Origin of the sequence: Nocardioides halotolerans DSM 19273, assembly GCF_000422805.1 — a bacterium.
Lineage (GTDB): Bacteria > Actinomycetota > Actinomycetes > Propionibacteriales > Nocardioidaceae > Nocardioides > Nocardioides halotolerans.
In genome coordinates this window covers 28,235-49,778 of record NZ_AUGT01000031.1, presented here as the reverse complement: position 1 = coordinate 49,778, position 21,544 = coordinate 28,235, and the positions used below count along the sequence as shown (strand labels likewise).

Here is a 21,544-nt window from a genome sequence, read left to right as displayed (position 1 = left end):
CTGGGGTGAGTCCGTGCGCGGGTTGCGGTGATCTCGACGGATGGTGACGCATTTGTCGTCGCGCCGGCACTGGTCCACCGGCCTGTAGCGGTGCGGCAGCCGCAGCCGCGAGGATGCGCGCATGAGCGGGAAGGGCGACGGCAGGGTCGCGCTGGTCACCGGCGGGTCGAGCGGCATCGGCGAGCAGACTGCGCTGCGGCTCCGCGAGGCCGGCTTCACGACGTACGCCGTCGCGCGGCGCGTCGACCGGATGGCCGGGCTCGAGGCCGCGGGCGTGCACACCTTCGCCATGGACGTCACCGACGAGGACTCGATGGTCGCCGGCATCGGGAGGATCCTGGCCGAGCAGGGCCGGATCGACGTGCTGGTCAACAACGCGGGCTACGGCTCGTACGGCGCGGTCGAGGACGTGCCGATCGAGGAGGCGCGGCGGCAGTTCGAGGTCAACCTGTTCGGCCTGCCGCCGGCCGGTCCAGCTCGTGACGCCGCACATGCGGGAGCAGGGGTCGGGCCGGATCATCAACATCTCCTCGATCGGAGCGGTGATCTACGAGCCGTTCGGGGCGTGGTACCACGCGACCAAGTTCGCGGTCGACGGGTTCAGCGACAGCCTGCGGGTCGAGCTGCGCCCGTTCGGGATCGACGTGGTGCTGGTCCACCCGGCCGGCATCGTCACCGAGTGGAACGAGATCGCCCGGACCTCGCTGGTCGAGCGCAGCAAGGACGGCGTCTACGCCGCCAGCGCGGTCAAGGCCGCGAAGGCCATGGCGGGCGTCGACAACCCGCGGCTCTCGAGCGGCCCCGACGTCGTGGCGAAGGCGATCGTCAAGGCGGCGACCGCGCGGCGGCCGAAGTCGCGCTACTCGACCGGGAAGGGCGCGAGCACCGTGATGACGACGCGACGGGTGCTGCCCGACCGGGCGTTCGACGCGATCATGACGCGCCTCTACATCGACTGACCGAGGCGTCAGACGCCCGCGGCCTTCTCCAGCGCCTTCACCTCGTCGTCGAGGAACGTGAGCAGCCGCTGGAGGTGCGGCACCGTGCGACGGCAGCCGGTGAGCCCGAAGGCCATGTTGCCGTCGTAGGACGTGCAGGTGATGTTGAGCGCCATCCCGTTGATGGGGATCGAGAGCGGGTAGGTGCCGACCATCCGGGCGCCGTTCCAGTAGTGGGTGGTGCGGGGGCCGGGGACGTTGCTGATGATCAGGTTGTACGGCGGCCGGACGATCCCCTGCATGCGCAGCATCGGCGTGAGGATGGCTGGCGCCTGGCCGAGCGCGCTCATCGCGAGGATCTGGACCGGTGTCATCCCCTCGAGGGCCTGCTTGCCGTCCTTCATCGAGGCGTGGATCGACTTGAGGCGGGCGGCGGGGTCGCTGCGATCGGTCGCCAGCTGGCACATCACCGCGCCGACGGCGTTGCCGCCCTCGGCGGAGGCGACGTGCGACTGCTTGGCGTTGAGGCCGACGGGGACCATCGCGACCAGCGGCGCCTCGGGGAGCGCGTCGAGCTCGAGCAGGTAGGCGCGCACGGCGCCGCTGCACATCGCCAGCACCACGTCGTTCAGCGTGGTGCCGGTGGCCTTGCCGATCGCGCGGAGCCGCTCGACGGGCCAGTCCTGGGCGGCGAACCGGCGGGAACCGGTGATCTTCTGGTTGAAGAGCGTGCGGGGCGCGTAGAGGGACAGCGCCGAGGTCTCGTTGCGCACGCTCTTGGTGAGCGTCTTGACGAGCGCGCTCGGCATGCCGGCGGCCTCCGCGGTGATGCCGAGCGCGCCGCGCAGGGCCGTCATCGGCACCTCGGAGAGGCTGAAGTCCTGCCGCTCCTTCCTGGGTCGCGTCGAGCCGGCCCCGGCGCCCCAGGGCGCGGGCATGCCGCGCTCGTCGGGGTCGGTGCTGAGCACGCTCTGGAGGAGCCGCATCGCCGAGACGCCGTCGACGAGCGCGTGGTGGAGCTTGGAGTACATCGCGACGCGGCCGTCACGGAGGCCTTCGATGACGTGGGTCTCCCAGAGCGGTCGCTCCCACGCGAGCCGGGTCGAGTGCAGGCGTCCGCACAGGTCGAGGAGCTCGCGGACCCGACCCGGCTTGGGCAGGGCGCTGTGGCGGAGGTGGTGCTCGATGTCGAACTGGTCGTCCTCCTTCCACACCAGCTGGCCGCCGGTGCGGATGGAGCGGTGGGGGTGCTTGAGGTAGAGCGGCCGGATCTCCTCGACGTCCCGCATCGCCTCGAACATCTCGCGGGTGTAGTTGCGGCCGGCGCCCTCCGGCTTCTCGAACAGCTGCAGCCCGCCGACGTGCATGGGCATGTTGCGGTTCTCCGCGAGGAGGAACGCGGTGGACGTCGGGTCGATCGGAGTGGGCACCGGACTCCTTGGGTCTGAGGGCTGGCTGTGATCCTTCCCCGCGCTGCCGGGTGCCACAACCCCGGGGCGGGGCCGGCCGCCACGAGCTCTCCACAGGTGGCCCCGGTGCGGACGCTGTCCACAGCCCGGCAGCTGCGCGCGGGCGTGCGTCGCTCCGCCGTCCTAGCGTCGACCCGTTCCCAGCCCCACGTCCTGCGGAGGACTCATGCACCCGCTGCACCCACGTCCCAACGCCTCGCCCAACGCCTCGCCCGGCGCCGCGCCCAACGTCCCGCCCGGCGCCTCGCCGGGCGCCCTGCGCACCCTCGGCCTGGTGGTCGCGACGGTGACGACCGCGATCGTCGCCTGGTCGGCCGTCTCGCCACCGCCGACCTCGACGGTCGCGCCCGGCGCGGCGGGCCGGCCGTGATCGGCCGCCGCGTGCCCGGCGCGGGGGCCTGCCCCGTCTGGCAGCATCGACGGACATGGAGGCCGAGGCGGAGCTGGTCGACCGGCTGTGGGACCGCGGCCGCGTCTCGGTCCGGGCCCGTCTCGCCCGGGTCGCCGCCAAGCGCTGGCAGATCGCTCAGTGCGCGGCCGCCGCCGGGGTGGCGTGGCTGATCGCGGCCGACCTCCTGGGTCACCCGCGACCGTTCTTCGCGCCCGTCGCTGCGGTGGTGAGCCTCGGCACGTCCTACGGGCAGCGGCTGCGCCGGGTCGCCGAGGTGACGACCGGCGTCGCGCTCGGGGTGCTGCTCGCCGACCTGCTCGCGATCCTCATCGGGTCGGGATGGTGGCAGCTGACGCTGGTGGTCACGCTGTCGATGACCTCGGCGCTGCTGATCACGAGCGGCCAGATGTTCGTCACCCAGGCGGCCGTGCAGTCGATCATCATCTCGGCGCTGGTGCCGGCGCCCTCCGACGCCCTCGTGCGGTGGAGCGACGCCCTGGTCGGCGGGTGCGTCGCCCTGGTGGCGGCCACGCTGGTGCCGGCGGCGGCGCTCCGGCGGCCGCGCGAGCAGGCGGCGACGGTGATGCGGAAGATCGCCGAGCTGCTGCGGGCCGCGGGCGAGGTGATGGTCGACGGCGTGGCCGAGCGGGGCCTCGAGCTGCTGGCCGACGCGCGCTCGACCGACAGCCTGATCCGCGAGCTGCAGGACGCCGCCGACGAGGGCATGGCGGTGGTGTCGTCGTCGCCGTTCCGGGTCAGGCACCGGCCCGGGGTCCGGCTGATGGCCGACCTGGTCGAGCCCCTCGACCGGGCGCTGCGGAGCACCCGCGTGCTGGTCCGGCAGACCGCGGTGGCGGCCTACCACGACCGGCACGTCCCGAAGTCCTACTCGCTGCTGGCCCTCGACCTGGCGAACGCCGCCGACCTCGTGGCCGACGAGCTGGCGGCCGACCGGATGGCGGTGGCGGCGCGCGGTGCGCTGCTGCAGGTCGGCGAGGCGTCGAGTCTGGTGGAGCGGGCCGAGGAGATGACCGCCGAGGTGGTGCTGGGCCAGCTGCGCTCGGTCATCGTCGACCTGCTGCTCCTCACCGGGATGACGCAGATCGAGTCGACCGAGGCGCTGCCGCCGCCACCCCGGTGGGAGGCGCGCCCGGGCGCGGACCCGGCTGGCGATGACTGAGGACGGCACCGCGGGTCCGACTGCGATGGAGCACCCGATCGACCACTGGGTCCTGCACGTCGACCTCGACCAGTTCATCGCGGCGGTCGAGGTGTTGCGCCGGCCCGAGCTCGCGGGCCGACCGGTGATCGTCGGCGGCGACGGCGACCCGACGAAGCGCGGCGTGGTGTCGACGGCGTCGTACGAAGCGCGGGAGTTCGGGGTCGGCTCCGGCATGGCCCTGCGGATCGCGGCGCGCAAGTGCCCGGACGCGGTGTTCCTGCCGGTCGACCGCGAGGCCTACGACGAGGCGTCGGCCGCGGTGATGGGCACGATCCGGTCGCTCGAGTGGGGTGGGCGTCCGGTTGTCGTCGACGTGCTGGGCTGGGACGAGGCGTTCGTCGCCGCCGGCCCGCAGCCCGGCGACCCGGCGACGAAGGGCACCGGCCAGCTCGGCCGCGGCCGGCCGTGGGCCGGCGCCGCCGACCAGCTCGAGGCCGACGCAGCACCACCGGTGGAGGAGGCGGGGCAGGGGAGCCTCCCACCCGTGCAGCAGGAGGCGGACGTCTCCTTGGGGAAGGGGCCCACGGGTGGGCCAACCCTCGACCCCCTCGCGTTCGCGGGGGAGATCCGGGCCCGGGTGCTGGAGGAGACGCGGCTGCACTGCTCGGTGGGGATCGGCGACAACAAGCTGCGGGCCAAGATCGCGACGGAGTTCGGGAAGCCGCGGGGGAGCTTCGTGCTGACGGCGGAGAACTGGTTCGAGGTGATGGGGGACCGGCCGACGACGGCGCTGTGGGGGATCGGCGGCAAGACCGCCAAGAAGCTCGCCGCGCTCGGGATCGACACCGTGACCCAGCTCGCGCAGTCGGACGCGCGGGTGCTGGCGGCGGAGCTGGGGCCGACGATGGGGCCGTGGTACCACCGCATCGGTCGCGGGGTGAGCGACAGCGTGGTGACCGGTGAGCCGTGGGTGCCTCGGGCGCACGGGCGGGAGACCACGTTCCAGGAGGACCTGGAGGACTGGGACCGGATCGCCGAGGAGGTGCGCGCGCTCACCCGCCAGGTCGTCGAGGACATCGACCGCGAGGGCCGGCCGGCAGCGCGGGTCGGGCTGAAGCTGCGCTACAAGCCGTTCTTCACGATCAGTCGCAGCCTGACGCTCAAGGAGTCGAGCAACGACCCCGAGCACCTCGCGGAGCAGGCGGTGAGCCTGCTCGACCGCGTGGAGAAGGACCGGCCGGTGCGGTTGCTCGGCGTCCGCCTCGAGATGGTGCCGCCCGAGGGCGGCTACTGACCGGCTACTGACCGGGTCGGCTTCGCCCGCCTCGTGCTCGGCCCGCTCAGGCGGTGTCCGGGACCTGCTCGCCTGCCTCCACCGCGAAGCCCAGCGTGTTCGCCGGTGGGGGCAGCGGGCACGTCGCGAAGTCGGTGTAGGCGCACGGCATGTTGAACGCGCGGTTGAAGTCGATCCGCACGCTGCCGTCCTGCGCCGGCGGCTCGACGACCAGCTGGCGCAGGGCGGCGTACGTCGTCACGCCCGAGGTCGCGTCGCGGAACAGGATCCACAGGCTCCCGTCATCCTCGCCCCACGCGACGAGCCGGTGCTCGGCGCCGTCGCGCTCGAAGACCACCTCGCCGACGGCGTCGCCGTCCGGCCGGGTGTAGGGCTCGAACCGGCCCCGCACCACCCAGCCGGGGTCGGCGGGGTAGCAGGGGGTGCCGCGGTAGGCGCGCAGGTTCGGGGAGTCTGGGTGGCGGGGGCGGAGGATCACGCGCCCCTCGCGCTCGGCCACCTGCACCACCGCGTCGCCGAAGCCCAGCCGCACCCCGAGGTCGTCGAGCGGCCCGAGCACGTGCACGCCGGCGGCCAGCACGGGGCCGTCCGGAGGCTGCAGCGTCTCGCCCGGCCCGAGCGACACGGTCGCCCGGGCGCCGTCGGCCGACCACTCTCCAGGTGCGTCGGCGAAGCGCTGCGGCACCGACGTCGGCCAGTGGATCGCGGTGATCGACAGCCAGCCGTGCGGGTCGCGCAGCCGCTCCTCGCGCGCGTCGTGCCAGGCGCGCCACTCGGCCACGAAGCCGTCGGGGTCGAGGTCGTCGCGGACCCAGCGCACCTCGCCGTCCTCGACGACGTCGGTGCGCCGCAGGCCGAGCCGCTCGGCGACGCGGGCCGACGCCGCGTGGTCGGGGTGGACGTGCGCGACGAGCCGGCGTACGCCGCTGGCGGTGAGCTCGTCGACCATCGCGCGCGCGGCCGCGCTCGCCACGCCGCGGCCCTGGGCGGGCGGGGAGACGACCCACGCGATCTCCGCGGAGTCGCCGGTCACCGTGGCCTGGACGTAGCCCACCGGGTCGGAGTCGAGCAGCACCACCCAGTTGAGCCACCGCTCCGAGCCGTCGGAGGAGTGCCCCGCCGTCTGTCGGGCGTAGCGGGCCGTGAGCTCCTCGAGCGTCGGCTGCGTGCCGCCGGTGAACTCATAGATCGACGGGTCGGCGAGCACCGCCACCATCGCGGGCGCGTGGTCCACGCTCAGCGGCACCAGCTCGAGGCTCACCCGAGCTCCGCCCGCAGCTCCTGCACCACCGCGTCGACGACCGCGACGAGGTCGCCGTCGGCCCGGGCGGCGACCTCCCGCTGCCGCTGGTACGACGCCCCGCGGGCCGGGATGTCGAGCACCGACGCCAGCTCGGCGGCGCAGCCGAGCCGCTCGGCCACCGGGGCCAGCCGCTCGACCAGGCGCGTGAGGTCGTCGGTGAGGAGCGCCTCGTGCGACTCGGCGTCGAGGATGATGATCGCCTCGAGCCCGTAGCGGGCCGCGCGCCACTTGTTCTCCTGCACGTGCCACGGCGGCAGCACGGGCAGCTCCTCGCCGGCGGCGGCCCTGGCGTCGAGGTCGACGACGAGGCAGTGCATGAGCGCGACCAGCGCCGAGAGGTCCGCGAAGGTCGAGACGCCGTCGCAGATGCGGTTCTCCAGCGTCCCGAGGTGCGGGGCGGGCCGGACGTCCCAGCGCACCTCGGTCAGCTCGTCGATCACGCCGGTGGTGACCTGGTCGCCGACGTACGCCTCGAACTCCGACCACTCCGCGAACTGGAACGGCAGCCCGGCGGTCGGCAGCTGCTGGAACATCAGCGCGCGGTTGGACGCGTAGCCGGTGTCGTGGCCGGCCCAGATCGGCGACGACGCCGACAGCGCCTGGAGGTGCGGGTAGTGGTTGAGCAGCGACGACAGCACCGGCATGACCCGCGACCGCTCCGGCATGCCGACGTGCACGTGCACGCCCCAGATCAGCATCTGCCGGCCCCACCACTGGGTCCGGTTGATGAGCTCGGCGTAGCGGTGGCCCTCGGTCAGCTGCTGGACCGTCCACGACGCGAACGGGTGGGTGCCCGCGCCGAACAGGTCGATGCCGAGCTCGTCCCCGGCCGGCACGACGACCTCGAGGGTGCGGCGCAGGTCGGTCATCGCCTCGTCGACCGTGGCGCACACGCCGGTGACGACCTCGACGGTGTTCTTCAGGAGCTCCTTGTGCAGCCGCCCGGGGTCGGGGAGCCTCGCCTTCGCCCGCGCGAACAGGTGCGCGGCGTCGTTGCGGAGGTCACGGGTCTGCCGGTCGACCAGCGCCAGCTCCCACTCCACCCCGATCGTGGGCTCGGCCGAGGGGTGGAAGTCGATCCGCACCCGGTCAGGCTGTCACACGGGTGGCGGCACGGCGGCGGCCAGCCGCTCCGCGGCCTCGGCCCACCGGCCCGGTCCGCCGTCGTCGACGATCAGCCCGAACAGCTCGTCGTCCTCGCTGATGTCGACGCGTCGGCCTGCCCAGCGCAGCAGCGTGTTCGCCGAGTGGTAGCGGACCAGGTAGGCCTCGGCGCGCACGCCGTCCGCGGCCGCGGCGACCAGCGCGGGCGTGGGCGCGAAGTCGGCGAGCCGCCGGGCCGCGTCGAGCCTCACTCCCCAGTGGTCCGGCGAGCGCAGCACGGCGGCGACCTCGGCGCCCATCTCCTCGGCAGAGGCGCCGAGGGCGTGCAGCGAGGCGGCCACCTCGGTGCGGGCGGCGCCGTACGTCGCCGGCCTCGCCTGCTCGAGCAGCGCGACGATGGTCGGCACCTGCTCGGCGGCCGCGCCCAGCTCGCGACAGGCCTGCGCGGCGACCGGGTCGTTCTCGGCGATGCCCTGCTCCAGCAGCGCGAGCACGGCCTCCGGGTCGTCGGCGAAGCGTCGCGCGATCTCGTCGAAGTCGGGCCCGTCGTGCCAGACCAGGTAGGGCTCGCCGAAGACCTCCTGGCGGTAGGCGGCCCAGTCGCCGTCGCTCACCGGGTGAGCGAGTGCAGCACGTCGAACCACGGCTGGGCCGACCCGTCGAACGGCGGGTGCTTGTCGCGCACCGCGGTGAGCACCAGGTCGCGCGTCGCCATGGCCAGGTCGACCACCTCGCGCGGGTAGCCGAGCTCGACCCGGTGCTCGTCGAACTCGTCCTGGTCGTCGACGTACACCACGCGGTCGAGCCCCTCGACGACGTCGAGGTCGAGGTCGACGGCCCGGACGGTGTGCCCGTGCCACGACGGCACGGTGGTCATGTCGACGTAGGTCCAGACGTTGCCGCCCGGCCCGTGAAAGGTCGCCAGCCAGGCCCGGCCGACGGCGGTGCCGGCGGACGGCACCAGCCCCACCTGCTCGTTGGTCGTCGTGACGGACACCCCGGGCCGCGACATGACGGTGCCGACCGGGAACGCGATCCAGTCGCCGGCGTGGTCGGCGCCGAGGTAGAGGGCGTCCATCTCCCAGTGCGGCCGGTCGCCCCACTTGGTCATCACGACGCGGACGGCGTCACCGGCGGAGAGAGCCACCCCGAGGTTCTACCGCAATCCGAGACACTCAGACCACGGTCGCCTTGTCCGGCAGCACCCGCTTCGACGTCTTCGCGACGACGTCCTGGTAGCGCGACCCGAGCAGCTTGGCGAGGTGGTGCACGGCGTGGGCGTCGATGCCGACGAGCACGCGCGCCCGGTTCTTGAGGATGCCCTGCACGATGATCTCGGCGGCCCGCTCGGGCGTCATCCGCGCGAGCTTCTTGTCGAAGAGCTGGGCGGTCTGCTCCTTGCTCTCCTTCGCCGAGACGCGCGCGTTTCGGGCGATCGCGGTCTTGATGCCGCCGGGGTGGACGGCGGTGACGCCGACCGGGTGACCGGCGATGAGCATCTCCTCGCGCAGCGCCTCGGTCATGCCGCGGACGGCGTACTTGGTCGCGTTGTACATCGACTGGCCGGGCATCGAGACCAGCCCGAACAGCGAGGACAGGTTGACCACGTGGCCGTCGCCGGAGGCGATCAGGTGGGGCAGGAACTCCTTGGTGCCGTGCACCACGCCCCAGAAGTTCACGCCGACGATCCAGTCGATGTCGGCGTACTCGAGGTCGGTGAAGTCGCCGGCCAGCGCGACCCCGGCGTTGTTGACGACCACATTGACCCGGCCGAAGTCCTGCACGACGTCGAGCGCGTAGCGGGCGAACGCGTCGCGGTCGGCCACGTCGAGCCGGTCGCTGCGCACCTTCGCCACGCCGGCCTTCCGGACCTGCGCGACGGTCTCGGCCAGGCCGGTCTCGTCGACGTCCGACAGCGCGAGCAGCGACCCGCGGCGGGCGAGGTCGAGCGCGAGGGCGCGGCCGATGCCCGAGCCCGCGCCGGTGATCACCACGACCTTGTCGTCGAGCGTCTTCATGCGCGTACCTCCCGATAGGCCTCGGCGTCGAAGGACGCCAGCCGCCGACGGAAGTCGGCGGTCGTCCTCGGCCAGAGGGTGGTGTTGCGGCCGTGCGAGTCGAGGTACCAGCTCTGGCAGCCGCCCCGGGTCCACACGGTTCGCTTCATGCGGCGCTGCAGGGAGCGGTTCCACCGGTCGGTGGCGCGGGGCTCCGCCTCCACGCTGGTGAGGCCGTGGCGACGCAGGTGCTCGAGCGCGGCCCGGATGTAGGCCACCTGCGACTCGATGATGAAGATCATCGAGGTGTGCCCCTGGCCGGTGTTGGGGCCCACGATCATGAACAGGTTGGGGAAGTCCGGGATCGCGGTGCCCTTGTAGGCCGCCATCCCGCTCTGGCGCCACCGGTCGGCCAGCGACTGCCCGCTCCGCCCCCTGACGTGCTCGGTGATCGGTAGCTCGGTCGTCCAGAAGCCGGTCGCCACGACCAGCACGTCGATCTCCCGCTCGACGCCGTCGGCGGTGACGATCGCGTTGCCGGTGACCTTCGCGATCGGGTCGGTGACCAGCTCGACGTTGTCCGCGGCGAGCGCGGGATACCAGTCGTTGGACCTCAGCACCCGCTTGCAGCCGAGCATGAAGTGGGGCGTGACCTTCTCGCGGAGCTCCGGGTCCTTGATCCCCTTCCTGATGTTGGCCTGGGCCTGCTTGACCGCCGGCAGGGCCAGCCCGGGGGCCAGGGTGAACGCCGGCACGAACGCCTCGTGGCCCCAGTAGAGCGCGGCGCGATAGAGCTTGCGCAGGCCCGGCACCCGGCGCAGCGCGGACCGCTCGACGGAGCTGTAGACCCGGTCGTTGCGCGGGATGACCCACGGCGCGGTGCGCTGGTAGACGTCGAGGTGGCCGCCCGTCGCCTGCAGCACCTTCTGCAGCTCCGGCACGATCTGGATGGCCGAGGCGCCGGTGCCGATCACGGCGACCCGCTTGCCCGACAGGTCGAGGTCGTGGTTCCACCGGGCCGAGTGGAACACCTCGCCCTGGAAGGTCTCGATGCCGTCGATCTCGGGCATCCGGGGCGCGGACAGGCCACCGGCACCGACGATCAGCGTCTTCGCGACGTAGTCGCCGTGCGGCGTACGCACTGTCCAGCGCTGCGCCTCGTCGTCCCACGAGGCGTCCTGCGCCGGGGTGTCGAAGACGAAGCGGTCCAGGGTGCCGGACTCGGCCGCGACCTGCTGGATGTAGGCCTGGATGTCGGGCTGCTGGGAGTAGGACCGCGGCCAGTCGTGCGGCGCGAAGGAGAAGGAGTAGAGCTGGCTGGGGATGTCGCACGTCGCGCCCGGGTAGGTGTTGTCGCGCCAGGTGCCACCCACGTCGGAGCCGGCTTCGAGCACCGCGAAGTCCTTCTCCCCGTCCTCGTCGAGCTTGATCGCCGCGCACAGTCCGGCGAAGCCGGCGCCGATGATGAGGTGGTCGACCGTCCGGGACGTCATCCCCCGACGGTATTGGCGTTGTTGAACAAACGTCAATAAGGTGGACGACGTGACCGCCACCACACGCTCCCGGCTCGCGCCGGACGAGCGGCGCAGCCAGCTCCTCGACCTCGGGGTCCGGCTGCTCGCGACGCGGTCGCTGGACGAGCTCTCGATCGACCTGCTCGCCGAGGAGGCGGGCATCTCGCGCGGCCTGCTCTACCACTACTTCGGCAACAAGCACGCCTTCCACGAGGCAGTCGTACGGCGGGCGGCCGACGACCTCATCGCGCAGACGACGCCACCGGCCGACGGCGACCCGCTGGTGCGGCTCCAGGTCTCGGTGGCGGCGTACGTCGACTACGTGCTGGCGAACTTCGAGGGCTACGTCTCCCTGCTCAAGGGCGCCGCGGGCGGCAACGAGGCGCTGCGCGCGATCTACGAGGAGGTGCGCGGCGTGCTGTCGGAGCGCATCTTCACCGAGTCGGTCCTGGCCGCCGGCAGCGAGCTGGTCGCCGACACCCCGCGCAACCGCCTCGTCGTCCGCGGCTGGTCGGCGATGACCGAGGAGCTCGTCATCACCTGGGGCACCGACCAGCGGGCGGGCCGCCCGACCGTCACGCGCGAGGAGCTGCTCGCGATCATCGGCGGCTCGCTGGCCGCCCTCGTCTGAGGCTCAGGCGGAGGAGACGACGGCCTCGAGCTGGTCGAGGCCCCAGAGCAGGTCCTCGGAGGAGGTGACCAGCGGGGGCGCGAGCCGGATCGTGGAGCCGTGGGTGTCCTTGGCGAGGACGCCGCGGGCCATCAGGGCCTCGCAGACCATCCGGCCGGTGCCGATCGCGGGGTCGACGTCGACGCCGGCCCACAGACCGCGGGTGCGGACCCCGACCACGCCGTGGCCGAGCATCGTCTCGAGGCGCTCGCGCAGCAGGATGCCGAGCTCGGCCGCGCGGGCCTGGTGCTCGCCGGTGCGCAGCATCTCGACCACGGTGAGGCCGACCGCGCAGGCGAGCGGGTTGCCGCCGAAGGTGCTGCCGTGCTGGCCGGGGCGGAGCACGCCGAGGACGTCGCGGTCGGCGACGATCGCCGACACCGGCACGATGCCGCCGCCCAGCGCCTTGCCGAGGATGTAGATGTCGGGGACGACGTCCTCGTGGTCGCACGCGAAGGTCTTGCCGGTCCGGCCGAGGCCGGCCTGGATCTCGTCGGCCGCGAACAGCACGTCGTGCTGGGTGCAGAGGTCACGGATCCCGCGCAGGTAGCCGTCGGGCGGGATCACGATGCCGCCCTCGCCCTGGATCGGCTCGATCAGGACCGCGACGGTGTTGGCGTCGATCGCGGCCTCGATGGCGGCCAGGTCGCCGTAGGGCACGGTCACGAAGCCGGGGGTGAACGGACCGAAGCCGTCACGCGCGTCGGGGTCGTCGGAGAAGCCGACGATGGTGGTCGTGCGGCCGTGGAAGTTGCCGGCCGCGACGATGATCTTGGCCTGGTCGGCCGGGACGCCCTTGACCTCGTAGCCCCACTTGCGCGAGACCTTGATGGCGGTCTCGACGGCCTCGGCGCCGGTGTTCATCGGGAGCACGAGGTCCTTGCCGCACAGGTCGCCGAGGGCGGCGCAGAAGTCGGCGAAGCGATCGTGCACGAACGCGCGGCTGGTCAGCGTGAGCTGGTCGAGCTGGGCGTGCGCGGCGGCGATCAGGCCGGGGTGGCTGTGGCCGAAGTTGAGCGCGGAGTAGCCGGCGAGCAGGTCGAGGTAGCGGCGTCCGTCGACGTCCCACATCCAGGCGCCCTCGGCGTGCGACACCACCACGGGGAGCGGGTGGTAGTTGTGCGCCGTGCGCGACTCCGCCCGCTCGAACTCTTCCCTCGCGTGCGTGGGGTTCTGGGTGGCCGTCATGGGATCGCCTCCTCCGTCTTGTCGCGTCGTCCGTCAGATTGTCTGACAATTTCTGTACGCCGCCAGCGTAGCCCGGCGGCGACGGCGGTGCCACTCGGCGCGCTGCCGGCGCCCTTCCGGCGGCCTGCAGCGGCAGCGCGGACCCCCGGCGGTGCCGGAGGAAAATTCTCGGAACCATCCCAACCGATGAGGGCGCCACCTCGTCAGAGGGGTAGAACAGAGGTTCTGCCACCGACGATCGGAGCGGGCGCTTGGGCGGCTCACGGGACGACGGCTTCACGGCGTACGTCGCCGGTCGCCGTGCGCACCTGTTCCGCACCGCGTACCTGCTGTGCGGTGATCCGCACCGCGCCGAGGACATCGTGCAGACCGCGCTGGCGAAGCTCTACGTCGCCTGGCCGCGCGCCTCCCGCGCCGACTCGGTAGACGCCTACGTCCGCCGGGTGATCATCAACAGCCACCTCGACGAGACCCGTCGCCCGTGGCGCCGCGAGGCGCCGACCGAGGACGACCGGCTCGACCGGGCGGCGCCCACGGGCGTCGCGCCGGAGGACTCCGACGCCCTGTGGGCCGCCCTGCGCGACCTCGGGCCCAAGCAACGGCGCGTGGTGGTCCTGCGCCACTACTGGGGCCTCTCCGTGGAGGAGACGGCCGCCGACCTCGGCGTCAGTCCCGGCACCGTGAAGAGCCAGACCTCGGCCGCCCTCGACAAGCTCCGCACCGCCCTGCTGACCCCGACCGCCACCGATCATCGAGGAGGACGGCGATGACCGACCCAGCCGACCGCCACCTCGAGGAGCGGCTGCACGCGCTGGCCCGCGGGGTCAGCGTGCCGGTCGTGCCCACGACCGACGACGTGCGCCGCGGCCGCCGGCGGCTGTTCCGCATGCGGGTCGCGATGACCGGCGCGACCACGGCGACCCTGGCCGTCGTGCTCGGCGTCACCGGGCTCACCGCCGGCGACCCCAAGGCCACCGAGGTCCCGTCGGTCACCCGGCCCTCGAGCACGGCGACCTCCACGCCGAGCGCGGGCTCCACGCCGTCCGCGCAGAGCAGCGACGGGGTCGTAGCGCAGGGCCAGGGCTCCGGGAACGGCCACGACAAGGGTGCGGGCGCTCAGGGTCTCGACCCGGCGGGCCCGCCGTCGGGCGCCGGCGACGACCTGCCGGCCAAGGGGTCGACCCACGGCCCGGACCTCGGCGGCTCCGCCACCCAGGGCACGAGCGGGACGCACTACACGTCCAGCCACGGGCCGACCGGGGAGTCCACCCCGACGTCCACCCCGACGTCCACGCCCACGGGCACCCCCACCGGCACGCCGACCTCGACGCCCACCGAGACGCCGACGTCCACCCCGACCGTCGCGCCGACGACCGATCCGACTGTGCCACCGACCCACACCGGCAAGATCCGGGTGCACCGGGTGCTGAGCTACTACAACACCGTGCTCGCCGAGCGCCTCGACCCCGACCGCGTGCACCTGCAGCCGTACGACCGCAAAATCGACACCAAGGAGACCAAGACCCTCGGCGGCAGCCTCTACGCGCTGGGCTCGACCTTCCGCTGGGAGAACGGCCGCTCGCGGTCAGGGCTCGAGATCACCGTCACCAGCGGATGGGACCAGGTCGACTGGCTGTGCGGCGCGTCGTTCGCGTCCTGGAAGTGCCACGTCGCCGACGGCTTCACCAACACCCGCGCCCCCGACACCCGGGCGCCGGAGGTCGCGACGCACGACGGCGTGCTCCAGGTCGCGGTGGAGCACGACAGCGGACAGGTCGTGGTGCTGACGTCCGACCCGACATACAGCCCCGGCCGCCGCGCGGCCGGCGTGACCTCCAGCGAGGCCCAGCTCGTGGCGGCGGCCTCGGACCCCCGTCTCATCCTGCCCGGCACGGCGCCGGTCGCGCCGCGCAGCATCGACGTCGACGGCTTCGTCACCGCCGGGGTGGCGGCCCTGGTGAAGCCCGGCGAGTCCTTCGCGCAGACCGGCATCAGCCGGACGCCCTGGGTGCGCGGCACGTGGAGCGTCGGTGGGGTGTCGAAGGGCACCCTCGCCTGGACGGTCGAGCCGATCTACAGCCACGGCACCTTCACGTGCCTGACCAGCTTCCGGTCGTGCTCGCAGGTCGTCATCGACGACCTCGGCACCACAGTGCACCTGGCGCGCCTGAAGAAGCGGGCCGGCGGCGGGTGGCTGGTGCAGTACGACGGCGACGCCTACGGCGTGCGGGTCTTCTCCTCCAACCCGAAGTTCCCGAAGAAGCGGGCCTACGGCTTCGTCATCCAGCAGGCCTGGCAGCCGGCGCGCTAGGCCACGGCCTAGATGATCTGTCCGGAGGTGTTCTGGCCGGCCAGGTCGTCGACGGCCAGCGCGGCGAAGACCATCGCCGAGCCGAGCGGCGCCCCCGGGCCGGGGTAGACCGGACCGAAGACCGACGCGGCGGTGTTGCCGGCGGCGTACAGCCCGGAGATCGGCGTGCCGTCCTCGCGGAGCACGCGGCCGGCCGCGTCGGTGACCAGGCCGCCCTTGGTGCCGAGGTCGGAGAGCACGAAGCGCGCCGCGAAGTACGGCGGGGCGTCGAGCGAGGAGAGCGCCTTGTTGGGGCCGTGACCGGCGGCGAAGAACAGGTCGTACTCGTCCTCGCCCCGGTGGAACTCGTCGTCCACCCCGGTCGCGGCGTAGCCGTTGAAGCGCTCGACGGTCTCGACGAGAGCTCCGGCGGGGAGTCCCGCCGCCTCGGCGAGCTCGGGGAGCGTGGTCGCGGTGACCCACGTGCCGGCCTCGAGGTGCGCGGCCGGGTCGCCCTCGGGCATCGCGATCGCGGGGAGCCGGCCGTCCTCGCGGGAGTCGAAGACGAACCACGACGGGATCCGGTCAGGAGCCTCGGCCATCTCCCGGCCGAACCGGTCGTAGGGCAGGCACTCGTTGGCGTAGCGCCGGCCGGTCCGGTCGACCATCAGCCCGCTGCGGAACCCGAGCGTGAACGAGCCGCCGCCGTCGGGCTGCTCGAGCCCGGGGCAGAACCACCCCTGCGCGGTGAAGTCGGTGGCCGCGCCGATCGCGATCGCCGCGGTGATCGGCTCGCCGGTGTTGGTGCCGCGCGGCGCCATCGTCCAGGCCGGGTCGCCGGGCACGCCGTGCTCGCGTCGCATCTCGTCGTTGCCCTCGAAGCCGCCGGACGCCAGGAGGACCCCGAGGCGGGCGCCGAGCCGGACCGGCCCCTCGGGCGACATGGCCGCGACCCCCACGACGCGGCCGCCCGGGTCGTCGGGGTCGGTGACGAGCCCGGTCACCGGGAGGTTGGTGCGGAACGTGCCGCCCTCGCGGACCACGACGGCAGCGAGGCGGGCGATCAGCGACTGGCCGCCGCTGAGCGTGTTGCGGCCGCGCTCGCCGGCGCGGTCGCGCTCGACCGGCGGCCGGACCAGTTCGGCGACCTCGGGCGGGAGGTCGGCGCGCTTGAGGTTCGTGGGCTGGATCGAGCGGCCGAACGGCACCCGGCCGGGCGCGTCGTAGTACTCCGAGAACGGCAGCCACTCGAACTCCATGTCGGGGTCGTCCTCGAGGCGGGCGACCAGCGCGGGCGCGGTCTGGAGGAAGGCCTCGACCTTCGCCTGCTGGGCGCTCGGCAGGCCGGGGCCGAGGATCGCGGCGAGGTAGTCACGCGCGCCCTCGGTCGAGTCGGCGATGCCCGCGCGCTGCTGCACCTCGGAGCCCGGGAGCCAGCACGCGCCGCCGGAGTACGCCGAGGTGCCGCCCAGCTTGTCGGTCTTCTCGACCACGCAGACTGAGAGCCCGGCCTTGGCGGCCAGCGCCGCGCCGGTGAGCGCACCGCCGCCGGAACCGACCACCACGACGTCGTACTCGCTCATGCCGGCGATCGTTGCAACTAGAACGTGTTCTAGGCAAGTGGCGGGTAACCGGCCGACCCGCCGTCGTCGCCCACCGCAATCGCCTCGCTCTCTGTCACGCACGCACTGGACAATGGACCTGTCATGACCGAGACCTCGCTGCGGATCAGCTATCCCGAAGAGCTCCCGGTCAGCGAACGCCGGGCGGACATCGCCGCCGCCATCCGCGACCACCAGGTCGTGATCGTGGCCGGTGAGACGGGCTCGGGCAAGACCACCCAGCTGCCGAAGATCTGCCTCGAGCTCGGTCGCGGGGCCGGGCGCCAGGGCGGCCGCGGCGGAGGGATCATCGGGCACACCCAGCCCCGCCGCATCGCGGCGCGGTCGGTGGCCGAGCGGATCGCCGAGGAGCTCGGCACCGAGCTCGGCGACCTCGTGGGCTACCAGGTGCGCTTCACCGACCGGACGTCGAGGAGCAGCCGGGTCAAGCTGATGACCGACGGCATCCTGCTCGCGGAGCTGCAGCGCGACCGCGACCTGCGCCGCTACGACACGATCATCATCGACGAGGCGCACGAGCGGTCGCTCAACATCGACTTCCTGCTCGGCTACCTCAAGCGGCTGCTGCCGCGCCGGCCCGACCTCAAGCTCATCATCACCAGCGCGACGATCGACGTCCAGCGCTTCGCCGAGCACTTCGACGCGCCGGTGGTCGAGGTGTCCGGGCGCACCTACCCGGTGGAGGTGCGCTACCGGCCGCTGATGGAGCTTCCCGAGGATCGCCGGGACGACAGGGACAGCGAGGGCGAGCTGATCGTCCGGGACCAGGTGGAGGCCATCGTCGAGGCGGTCCGCGAGCTCTCCGCCGAGGGGCCCGGCGACGTGCTCGTGTTCCTGCCGGGCGAGCGGGAGATCCGCGACACCGCTGACGCCCTCGCCGAGCTGACCGGCTCGACCCGGGGCGGCGGCACCGAGGTCGTGCCGCTCTACTCCCGGCTCTCGGCGGCCGAGCAGCACAAGGTGTTCGCCCCGCACACGGGTCGCCGGGTCGTGCTGGCCACGAACGTCGCGGAGACCTCGCTCACCGTGCCCGGCATCAGGTACGTCGTCGACACCGGCGTCGCGCGGATCAGCCGCTACTCGGTGCGCACGAAGGTGCAGCGGCTCCCGGTCGAGCCCATCAGCCAGGCCTCGGCCAACCAGCGCTCGGGCCGCTGCGGACGGCTGGGGCCCGGCATCGCGATCCGGCTCTACTCCGAGGAGGACTTCGAGGCGCGACCGGCGTTCACCGACCCGGAGATCCTGCGGACCAACCTCGCGAGCGTGATCCTTCAGATGGCCTCGCTGGGCCTGGGCGACCTGGCGCGGTTCCCGTTCGTCGAGCCCCCGGACCGCCGCAACGTCACCGCCGGCGTCCAGCTCCTGGAGGAGCTCGGCGCCCTGCGCGGTGAGCGGCTGACCAAGGTCGGGAGGCGGCTCGCGCGGCTGCCCGTCGACCCGCGGCTGGCGCGGATGGTGGTCGAGGCCGAGCGCCGGGGGTGCGTCCGCGAGGTGATCGTGATCGCCGCGGCGCTGTCGCTCCAGGACCCGCGCGAGCGGCCCGGCCCGGACCAGCAGAGCCTGCAGGCGCAGGCCGACCAGCAGCACGCACGCTTCAAGGCCGAGGGCAGTGACTTCCTCACCTGGCTCAACCTGTGGCGCTACGTCAAGCAGCAGCAGAAGGAGCTGTCGTCGTCGGCGTTCCGGCGGATGTGCAAGCGCGAGTTCCTCAACTACCTGCGGGTCCGCGAGTGGCAGGACTTCGAGTCGCAGCTGCGCCAGGTCTGCAAGGAGATGGAGATCCGGCTCGGGCACCCTGCGGACACCCCTGACGCCGACGGCATCCACCAGTCGCTCCTGGCCGGGCTGCTCTCGCACATCGGGCTGCTCGAGGAGCGCGACCGGCGCGACGCCGGCCGCACCAGGGGCCCGCGCGAGTACCTCGGCGCCCGCGGTGCGCGGTTCGCGATCTTCCCGGGCAGCGGCCTGCACCGGAAGAACCCGCAGTTCCTCATGGCCGGCGAGCTGGTGGAGACCTCACGCCTCTGGGCCCGGCAGAACGCCGCGATCAAGCCCGAGTGGGCCGAGGAGCTCGGCGGCCACCTGGTGAAGCGGACCTACTCCGAGCCGCACTGGTCGAAGAAGAGGGCGTCCGTCATGGCCCACGAGCGGGTGACGCTGTACGGCGTCCCGCTCGTCGCCGACCGGCTGGTGGCCTACGGCAGGATCGACGTGGCGCTCTCGCGCGAGCTGTTCATCCGGCACGCCCTCGTGCACGGGGAGTGGGCCGCGTCCGAGTCCGGTCGGCACCGCTTCCTCGAGACCAACCGCCGGCTGCTCGAGGAGGCCGAGGAGCTCGAGCACCGGGCCCGGCGGCGCGACATCGTGGTCGACGAGCACACCCTCTTCGACTTCTACGACGAGCGCGTCGGCGCCGGCGTCGTCAGCGGCGCCCACTTCGACCAGTGGTGGAAGCAGGAGCGACGCGAGCGGCCCGACCTGCTCACCTTCGACCCGGCGATGCTCACCCACGACACGGCCGAGGCCGTCACCGACGCCGACTACCCCGAGCAGTGGGACGGCGGCGAGGATCTGACCTTCCCGATCAGCTACCACTTCGAGCCGGGCACGGCCGAGGACGGCCTCACGATCGACGTGCCGGTCGCGACGCTCAACCGGGTCGAGGCGGACGACTTCTCGTGGAACGTCCCGGGGCTCCGCGAGGAGCTCGTCACCAGCCTCATCCGGTCGCTGCCCAAGAGCCTGCGGGTGTCGTTCGTGCCCGCGCCCAACAAGGCGAAGGAGTTCCTCGCCGCGGTGCCGGCGGGCGAGGAGCCGTTGCTCGATGCGCTCGAGCGCTGGATGCGGTCGACCACCGGCGTCGTCGTGCCGCGCGACGCGTGGGACTGGTCGAAGGTCGCGCCGCACCTCCAGCCGACCTACCGCGTGGTCGACGAGGGCGGCACCGAGCAGGCCCGTGGCAAGGACCTCGAGGCGCTGAAGGCGCCGCTGCGGCCGCAGTTCGAGCGGGCGCTGGAGGAGGTCGCGACCGACAGCGGCCTGGCCCGCACGGGCGAGACGACCTGGGCGTTCGGGACCCTGGAGGAGTCGGCCACGCTGACCCGCGCCGGGCACCGGGTGACCGTGTTCCCCGCGCTGGTCGACGAGGGCGAGAGCGTCGGGCTCGGTGTCTTCGGCACCACCGACGAGGCGGAGGCACGGCACCGGCTCGGCGTGCGGCGGCTGCTCCTGCTCGGCCTCGACCTGCCGTCGGACGCCGAGCTGACGGGTGGGTTGAGCACCGCGCAGCGGCTCGGGCTCGTCGGCACGCCGTACGGCGCGGTCCCGGCGCTGCTCGACGACGTCCGCGCCGCGGTCGTGCAGGGGCTGGTGGACGCCGCGCCGCCCGTGCGCACGCCGGAGACCTACGCGGCCCTGCGCGCGTCGGCGAGCGCCACCGCACCAGACGGTGTCCGGACGCTGCTCGCCGACCTGCTCCGCGTGCTGGACGACTGGCGGGCCGCCGACAAGGTGCTGAGCGGACGCGCCGAGCTGCCGCTGCTGCCCGCGCTCGCCGACCTCAAGGCGCAGCTCGGCCGGCTGGTGCACGTCGGCTTCGTCGCCGAGGCCGGCCCCGAGCAGCTGCGCCGCTACCTGACCTACCTCCGCGCCCTCTCGCTGCGCCGCGCGGCGCTCGACCAGGGCGGGGGCGCCGTCAACCGCGACCGCGCGCTGATGGACCGGGTCGCCGACCTGCAGGAGTCCTACCTCCACCAGGTGGCGGCGCTCCCCGAGGGGCGGCCACCGGGCGAGCGGCTGCGGCGGGCGCGCTGGATGCTGGAGGAGCTGCGCGTCTCGCTGTGGGCCCAGCAGCTCGGCACCGCCCACCCGGTCAGCGAGCAGCGGCTGAGGGCGGTGCTGACGGACGGCTGAGGCGCGAGGAGCGCCCCAGTAGCGTGAGCAGCGTGTCGTCCGACCGCCAGCACCACCGCCCGATGAAGCCCGGTGCGGAGTTCTTCGCCGACATCGTGGGCGGCGAGGACCCGGCCCGCGTGAGCGAGGCGGCCGACCGGGCGGCCAACCTGCTGGTCCGCGGCGTGCGCGACACCGACGACCCGGAGGTCGCCGAGCGGGTCCTGCACCTCGCCGAGACCGAGGGCATCGAGACGATCGCCGAGGTGTGGGCCGGGTCGCCGGCCGACTCGCTCGCCGGGTGCCTGTGGCGGCTGTTCGTGCTGCGGTCGTGGGTCTACGCCGACCCGGTGGCGGTCGCGCGCGAGTACGACGCGGGACGGCGTACGGCCCAGGTCGCGCAGGTCGTGGCTGGCGTCGCCGACCCGCCCGGCCCCGACGAGCTGCGGACCATGGTCGACGCGGTGCTGCGCGGGATCGCGGGCAGCGACTTCGCCGACGTGCTGTTCCGCGCGGCGGCGTTCGCGCGGGTGGTCGCGACCGGCCGGGCCGCGCTCGACGAGGCGTCGGAGACGGAGGTCGCCCGGATGCTGGTGCTCTCCGAGCAGCTCGAGGCCGCGGGGCACGAGGAGCTCGCGCACGGACTGGCCTGACCGGGCTGCTCGACCCTGGAGCTGGTGCATGCCGGACCGGGAGCGCCTCACGGCGCGT

The 21,544-nt window shown here is 73.2% G+C and carries 18 protein-coding genes and 1 pseudogene; 10 read left to right on the top strand and 9 right to left on the bottom strand.

Features of this window, described 5'->3' with window-relative positions; translation table 11 throughout:
* Nucleotides 1–121: 121 nt before the first annotated feature.
* A pseudogene (locus G514_RS31345) lies at nucleotides 122–400 on the top strand (SDR family NAD(P)-dependent oxidoreductase); the annotation flags it as partial.
* A gap of 91 nt (nucleotides 401–491) precedes the next feature.
* A complete protein-coding gene (locus G514_RS31290; RefSeq protein WP_211222110.1) occupies nucleotides 492–959 on the top strand; it encodes an SDR family NAD(P)-dependent oxidoreductase in 468 nt (155 codons plus the stop codon).
* An 8-nt stretch (nucleotides 960–967) separates the two neighbouring features.
* On the opposite strand, the gene G514_RS0110340 is transcribed toward G514_RS31290, so the two are convergent.
* Nucleotides 968–2,368 (bottom strand): WS/DGAT/MGAT family O-acyltransferase, encoded by a 1,401-nt coding sequence (locus G514_RS0110340; protein WP_028651691.1) that lies wholly within the window; start codon nucleotides 2,366–2,368, stop codon nucleotides 968–970.
* A 205-nt stretch (nucleotides 2,369–2,573) separates the two neighbouring features.
* Between G514_RS0110340 and G514_RS30255 the strand changes: the two genes are divergently transcribed.
* Genes G514_RS30255 through G514_RS0110325 form a run of 3 tightly spaced genes read left to right on the top strand, consistent with a single transcriptional unit; the run spans nucleotide 2,574 to nucleotide 5,254 of the window.
* The gene (locus tag G514_RS30255; RefSeq protein ID WP_028651690.1) at nucleotides 2,574–2,777 is read left to right on the top strand and encodes a hypothetical protein; all 204 of its coding nucleotides are present in this window, start codon (nucleotides 2,574–2,576) and stop codon (nucleotides 2,775–2,777) included.
* A 55-nt stretch (nucleotides 2,778–2,832) separates the two neighbouring features.
* Complete coding sequence (locus G514_RS26055) at nucleotides 2,833–3,978, top strand: FUSC family protein (RefSeq protein ID WP_051247282.1); 1,146 nt, start codon at nucleotides 2,833–2,835, stop codon at nucleotides 3,976–3,978.
* Entirely contained in the window at nucleotides 3,971–5,254 is a 1,284-nt protein-coding gene (locus tag G514_RS0110325; RefSeq protein ID WP_245582164.1) for a DNA polymerase IV, read from the top strand. The genes G514_RS26055 and G514_RS0110325 overlap by 8 nt, the downstream gene beginning before the upstream one ends.
* Before the next feature lie 46 nt (nucleotides 5,255–5,300).
* Here G514_RS0110325 and G514_RS31095 read toward each other — a convergent pair whose 3' ends face one another.
* The 6 genes from G514_RS31095 to G514_RS26045 are packed head-to-tail and all read right to left on the bottom strand — an operon-like array spanning nucleotide 5,301 to nucleotide 11,151.
* Complete coding sequence (locus G514_RS31095) at nucleotides 5,301–6,515, bottom strand: GNAT family N-acetyltransferase (protein WP_084151988.1); 1,215 nt, start codon at nucleotides 6,513–6,515, stop codon at nucleotides 5,301–5,303.
* Nucleotides 6,512–7,642 carry a glutamate--cysteine ligase gene (locus tag G514_RS0110315; RefSeq protein ID WP_028651687.1) on the bottom strand — a complete coding sequence of 377 codons (1,131 nt, stop codon included), beginning with the start codon at nucleotides 7,640–7,642 and terminating at the stop codon, nucleotides 6,512–6,514. The genes G514_RS31095 and G514_RS0110315 overlap by 4 nt, the downstream gene beginning before the upstream one ends.
* Before the next feature lie 12 nt (nucleotides 7,643–7,654).
* A complete protein-coding gene (locus G514_RS0110310; RefSeq protein ID WP_028651686.1) occupies nucleotides 7,655–8,275 on the bottom strand; it encodes a hypothetical protein in 621 nt (206 codons plus the stop codon).
* Nucleotides 8,272–8,808, bottom strand: coding sequence for a ribonuclease FAU-1 family protein (locus G514_RS29145; RefSeq protein WP_051247280.1), 537 nt, complete (start codon nucleotides 8,806–8,808; stop codon nucleotides 8,272–8,274). Before G514_RS29145 ends, G514_RS0110310 begins: the two co-directional genes overlap by 4 nt.
* Nucleotides 8,809–8,836: 28 nt before the next feature.
* A complete protein-coding gene (locus G514_RS0110300; RefSeq protein ID WP_028651685.1) occupies nucleotides 8,837–9,679 on the bottom strand; it encodes an SDR family NAD(P)-dependent oxidoreductase in 843 nt (280 codons plus the stop codon).
* Entirely contained in the window at nucleotides 9,676–11,151 is a 1,476-nt protein-coding gene (locus tag G514_RS26045; RefSeq protein WP_036564477.1) for a flavin-containing monooxygenase, read from the bottom strand. The genes G514_RS0110300 and G514_RS26045 overlap by 4 nt, the downstream gene beginning before the upstream one ends.
* 49 nt (nucleotides 11,152–11,200) lie before the next feature.
* On the opposite strand from G514_RS26045, the gene G514_RS0110290 reads away from it, so the two are divergent.
* Complete coding sequence (locus tag G514_RS0110290) at nucleotides 11,201–11,803, top strand: TetR/AcrR family transcriptional regulator (RefSeq protein WP_028651684.1); 603 nt, start codon at nucleotides 11,201–11,203, stop codon at nucleotides 11,801–11,803.
* A gap of 3 nt (nucleotides 11,804–11,806) precedes the next feature.
* Here the strand turns inward: G514_RS0110290 and rocD are convergent, their stop codons facing one another.
* Nucleotides 11,807–13,030 (bottom strand): ornithine--oxo-acid transaminase, encoded by a 1,224-nt coding sequence (gene rocD / locus G514_RS0110285; protein WP_028651683.1) that lies wholly within the window; start codon nucleotides 13,028–13,030, stop codon nucleotides 11,807–11,809.
* Nucleotides 13,031–13,281: 251 nt separating this feature from the next.
* Here rocD and G514_RS0110280 point away from each other — a divergent pair, with 251 nt between their 5' ends.
* Together G514_RS0110280 and G514_RS30650 are read left to right on the top strand one after the other, a co-directional pair.
* Nucleotides 13,282–13,800, top strand: coding sequence for a SigE family RNA polymerase sigma factor (locus G514_RS0110280; protein ID WP_028651682.1), 519 nt, complete (start codon nucleotides 13,282–13,284; stop codon nucleotides 13,798–13,800).
* On the top strand, nucleotides 13,797–15,341 hold the full coding sequence (locus G514_RS30650) for a hypothetical protein (RefSeq protein WP_028651681.1): 1,545 nt from the start codon (nucleotides 13,797–13,799) through the stop codon (nucleotides 15,339–15,341). Before G514_RS0110280 ends, G514_RS30650 begins: the two co-directional genes overlap by 4 nt.
* 8 nt (nucleotides 15,342–15,349) lie before the next feature.
* On the opposite strand, the gene G514_RS0110270 is transcribed toward G514_RS30650, so the two are convergent.
* Nucleotides 15,350–16,903, bottom strand: a complete 1,554-nt coding sequence (locus G514_RS0110270) for an FAD-dependent oxidoreductase (RefSeq protein ID WP_028651680.1) — start codon at nucleotides 16,901–16,903, stop codon at nucleotides 15,350–15,352.
* 123 nt (nucleotides 16,904–17,026) lie between these two features.
* Here G514_RS0110270 and hrpA point away from each other — a divergent pair, with 123 nt between their 5' ends.
* Entirely contained in the window at nucleotides 17,027–20,854 is a 3,828-nt protein-coding gene (gene hrpA, locus G514_RS0110265) for an ATP-dependent RNA helicase HrpA (RefSeq protein ID WP_028651679.1), read from the top strand.
* A 32-nt stretch (nucleotides 20,855–20,886) separates the two neighbouring features.
* Nucleotides 20,887–21,486 carry a hypothetical protein gene (locus G514_RS0110260; RefSeq protein ID WP_028651678.1) on the top strand — a complete coding sequence of 200 codons (600 nt, stop codon included), beginning with the start codon at nucleotides 20,887–20,889 and terminating at the stop codon, nucleotides 21,484–21,486.
* The last annotated feature ends 58 nt before the right edge of the window (nucleotides 21,487–21,544 follow it).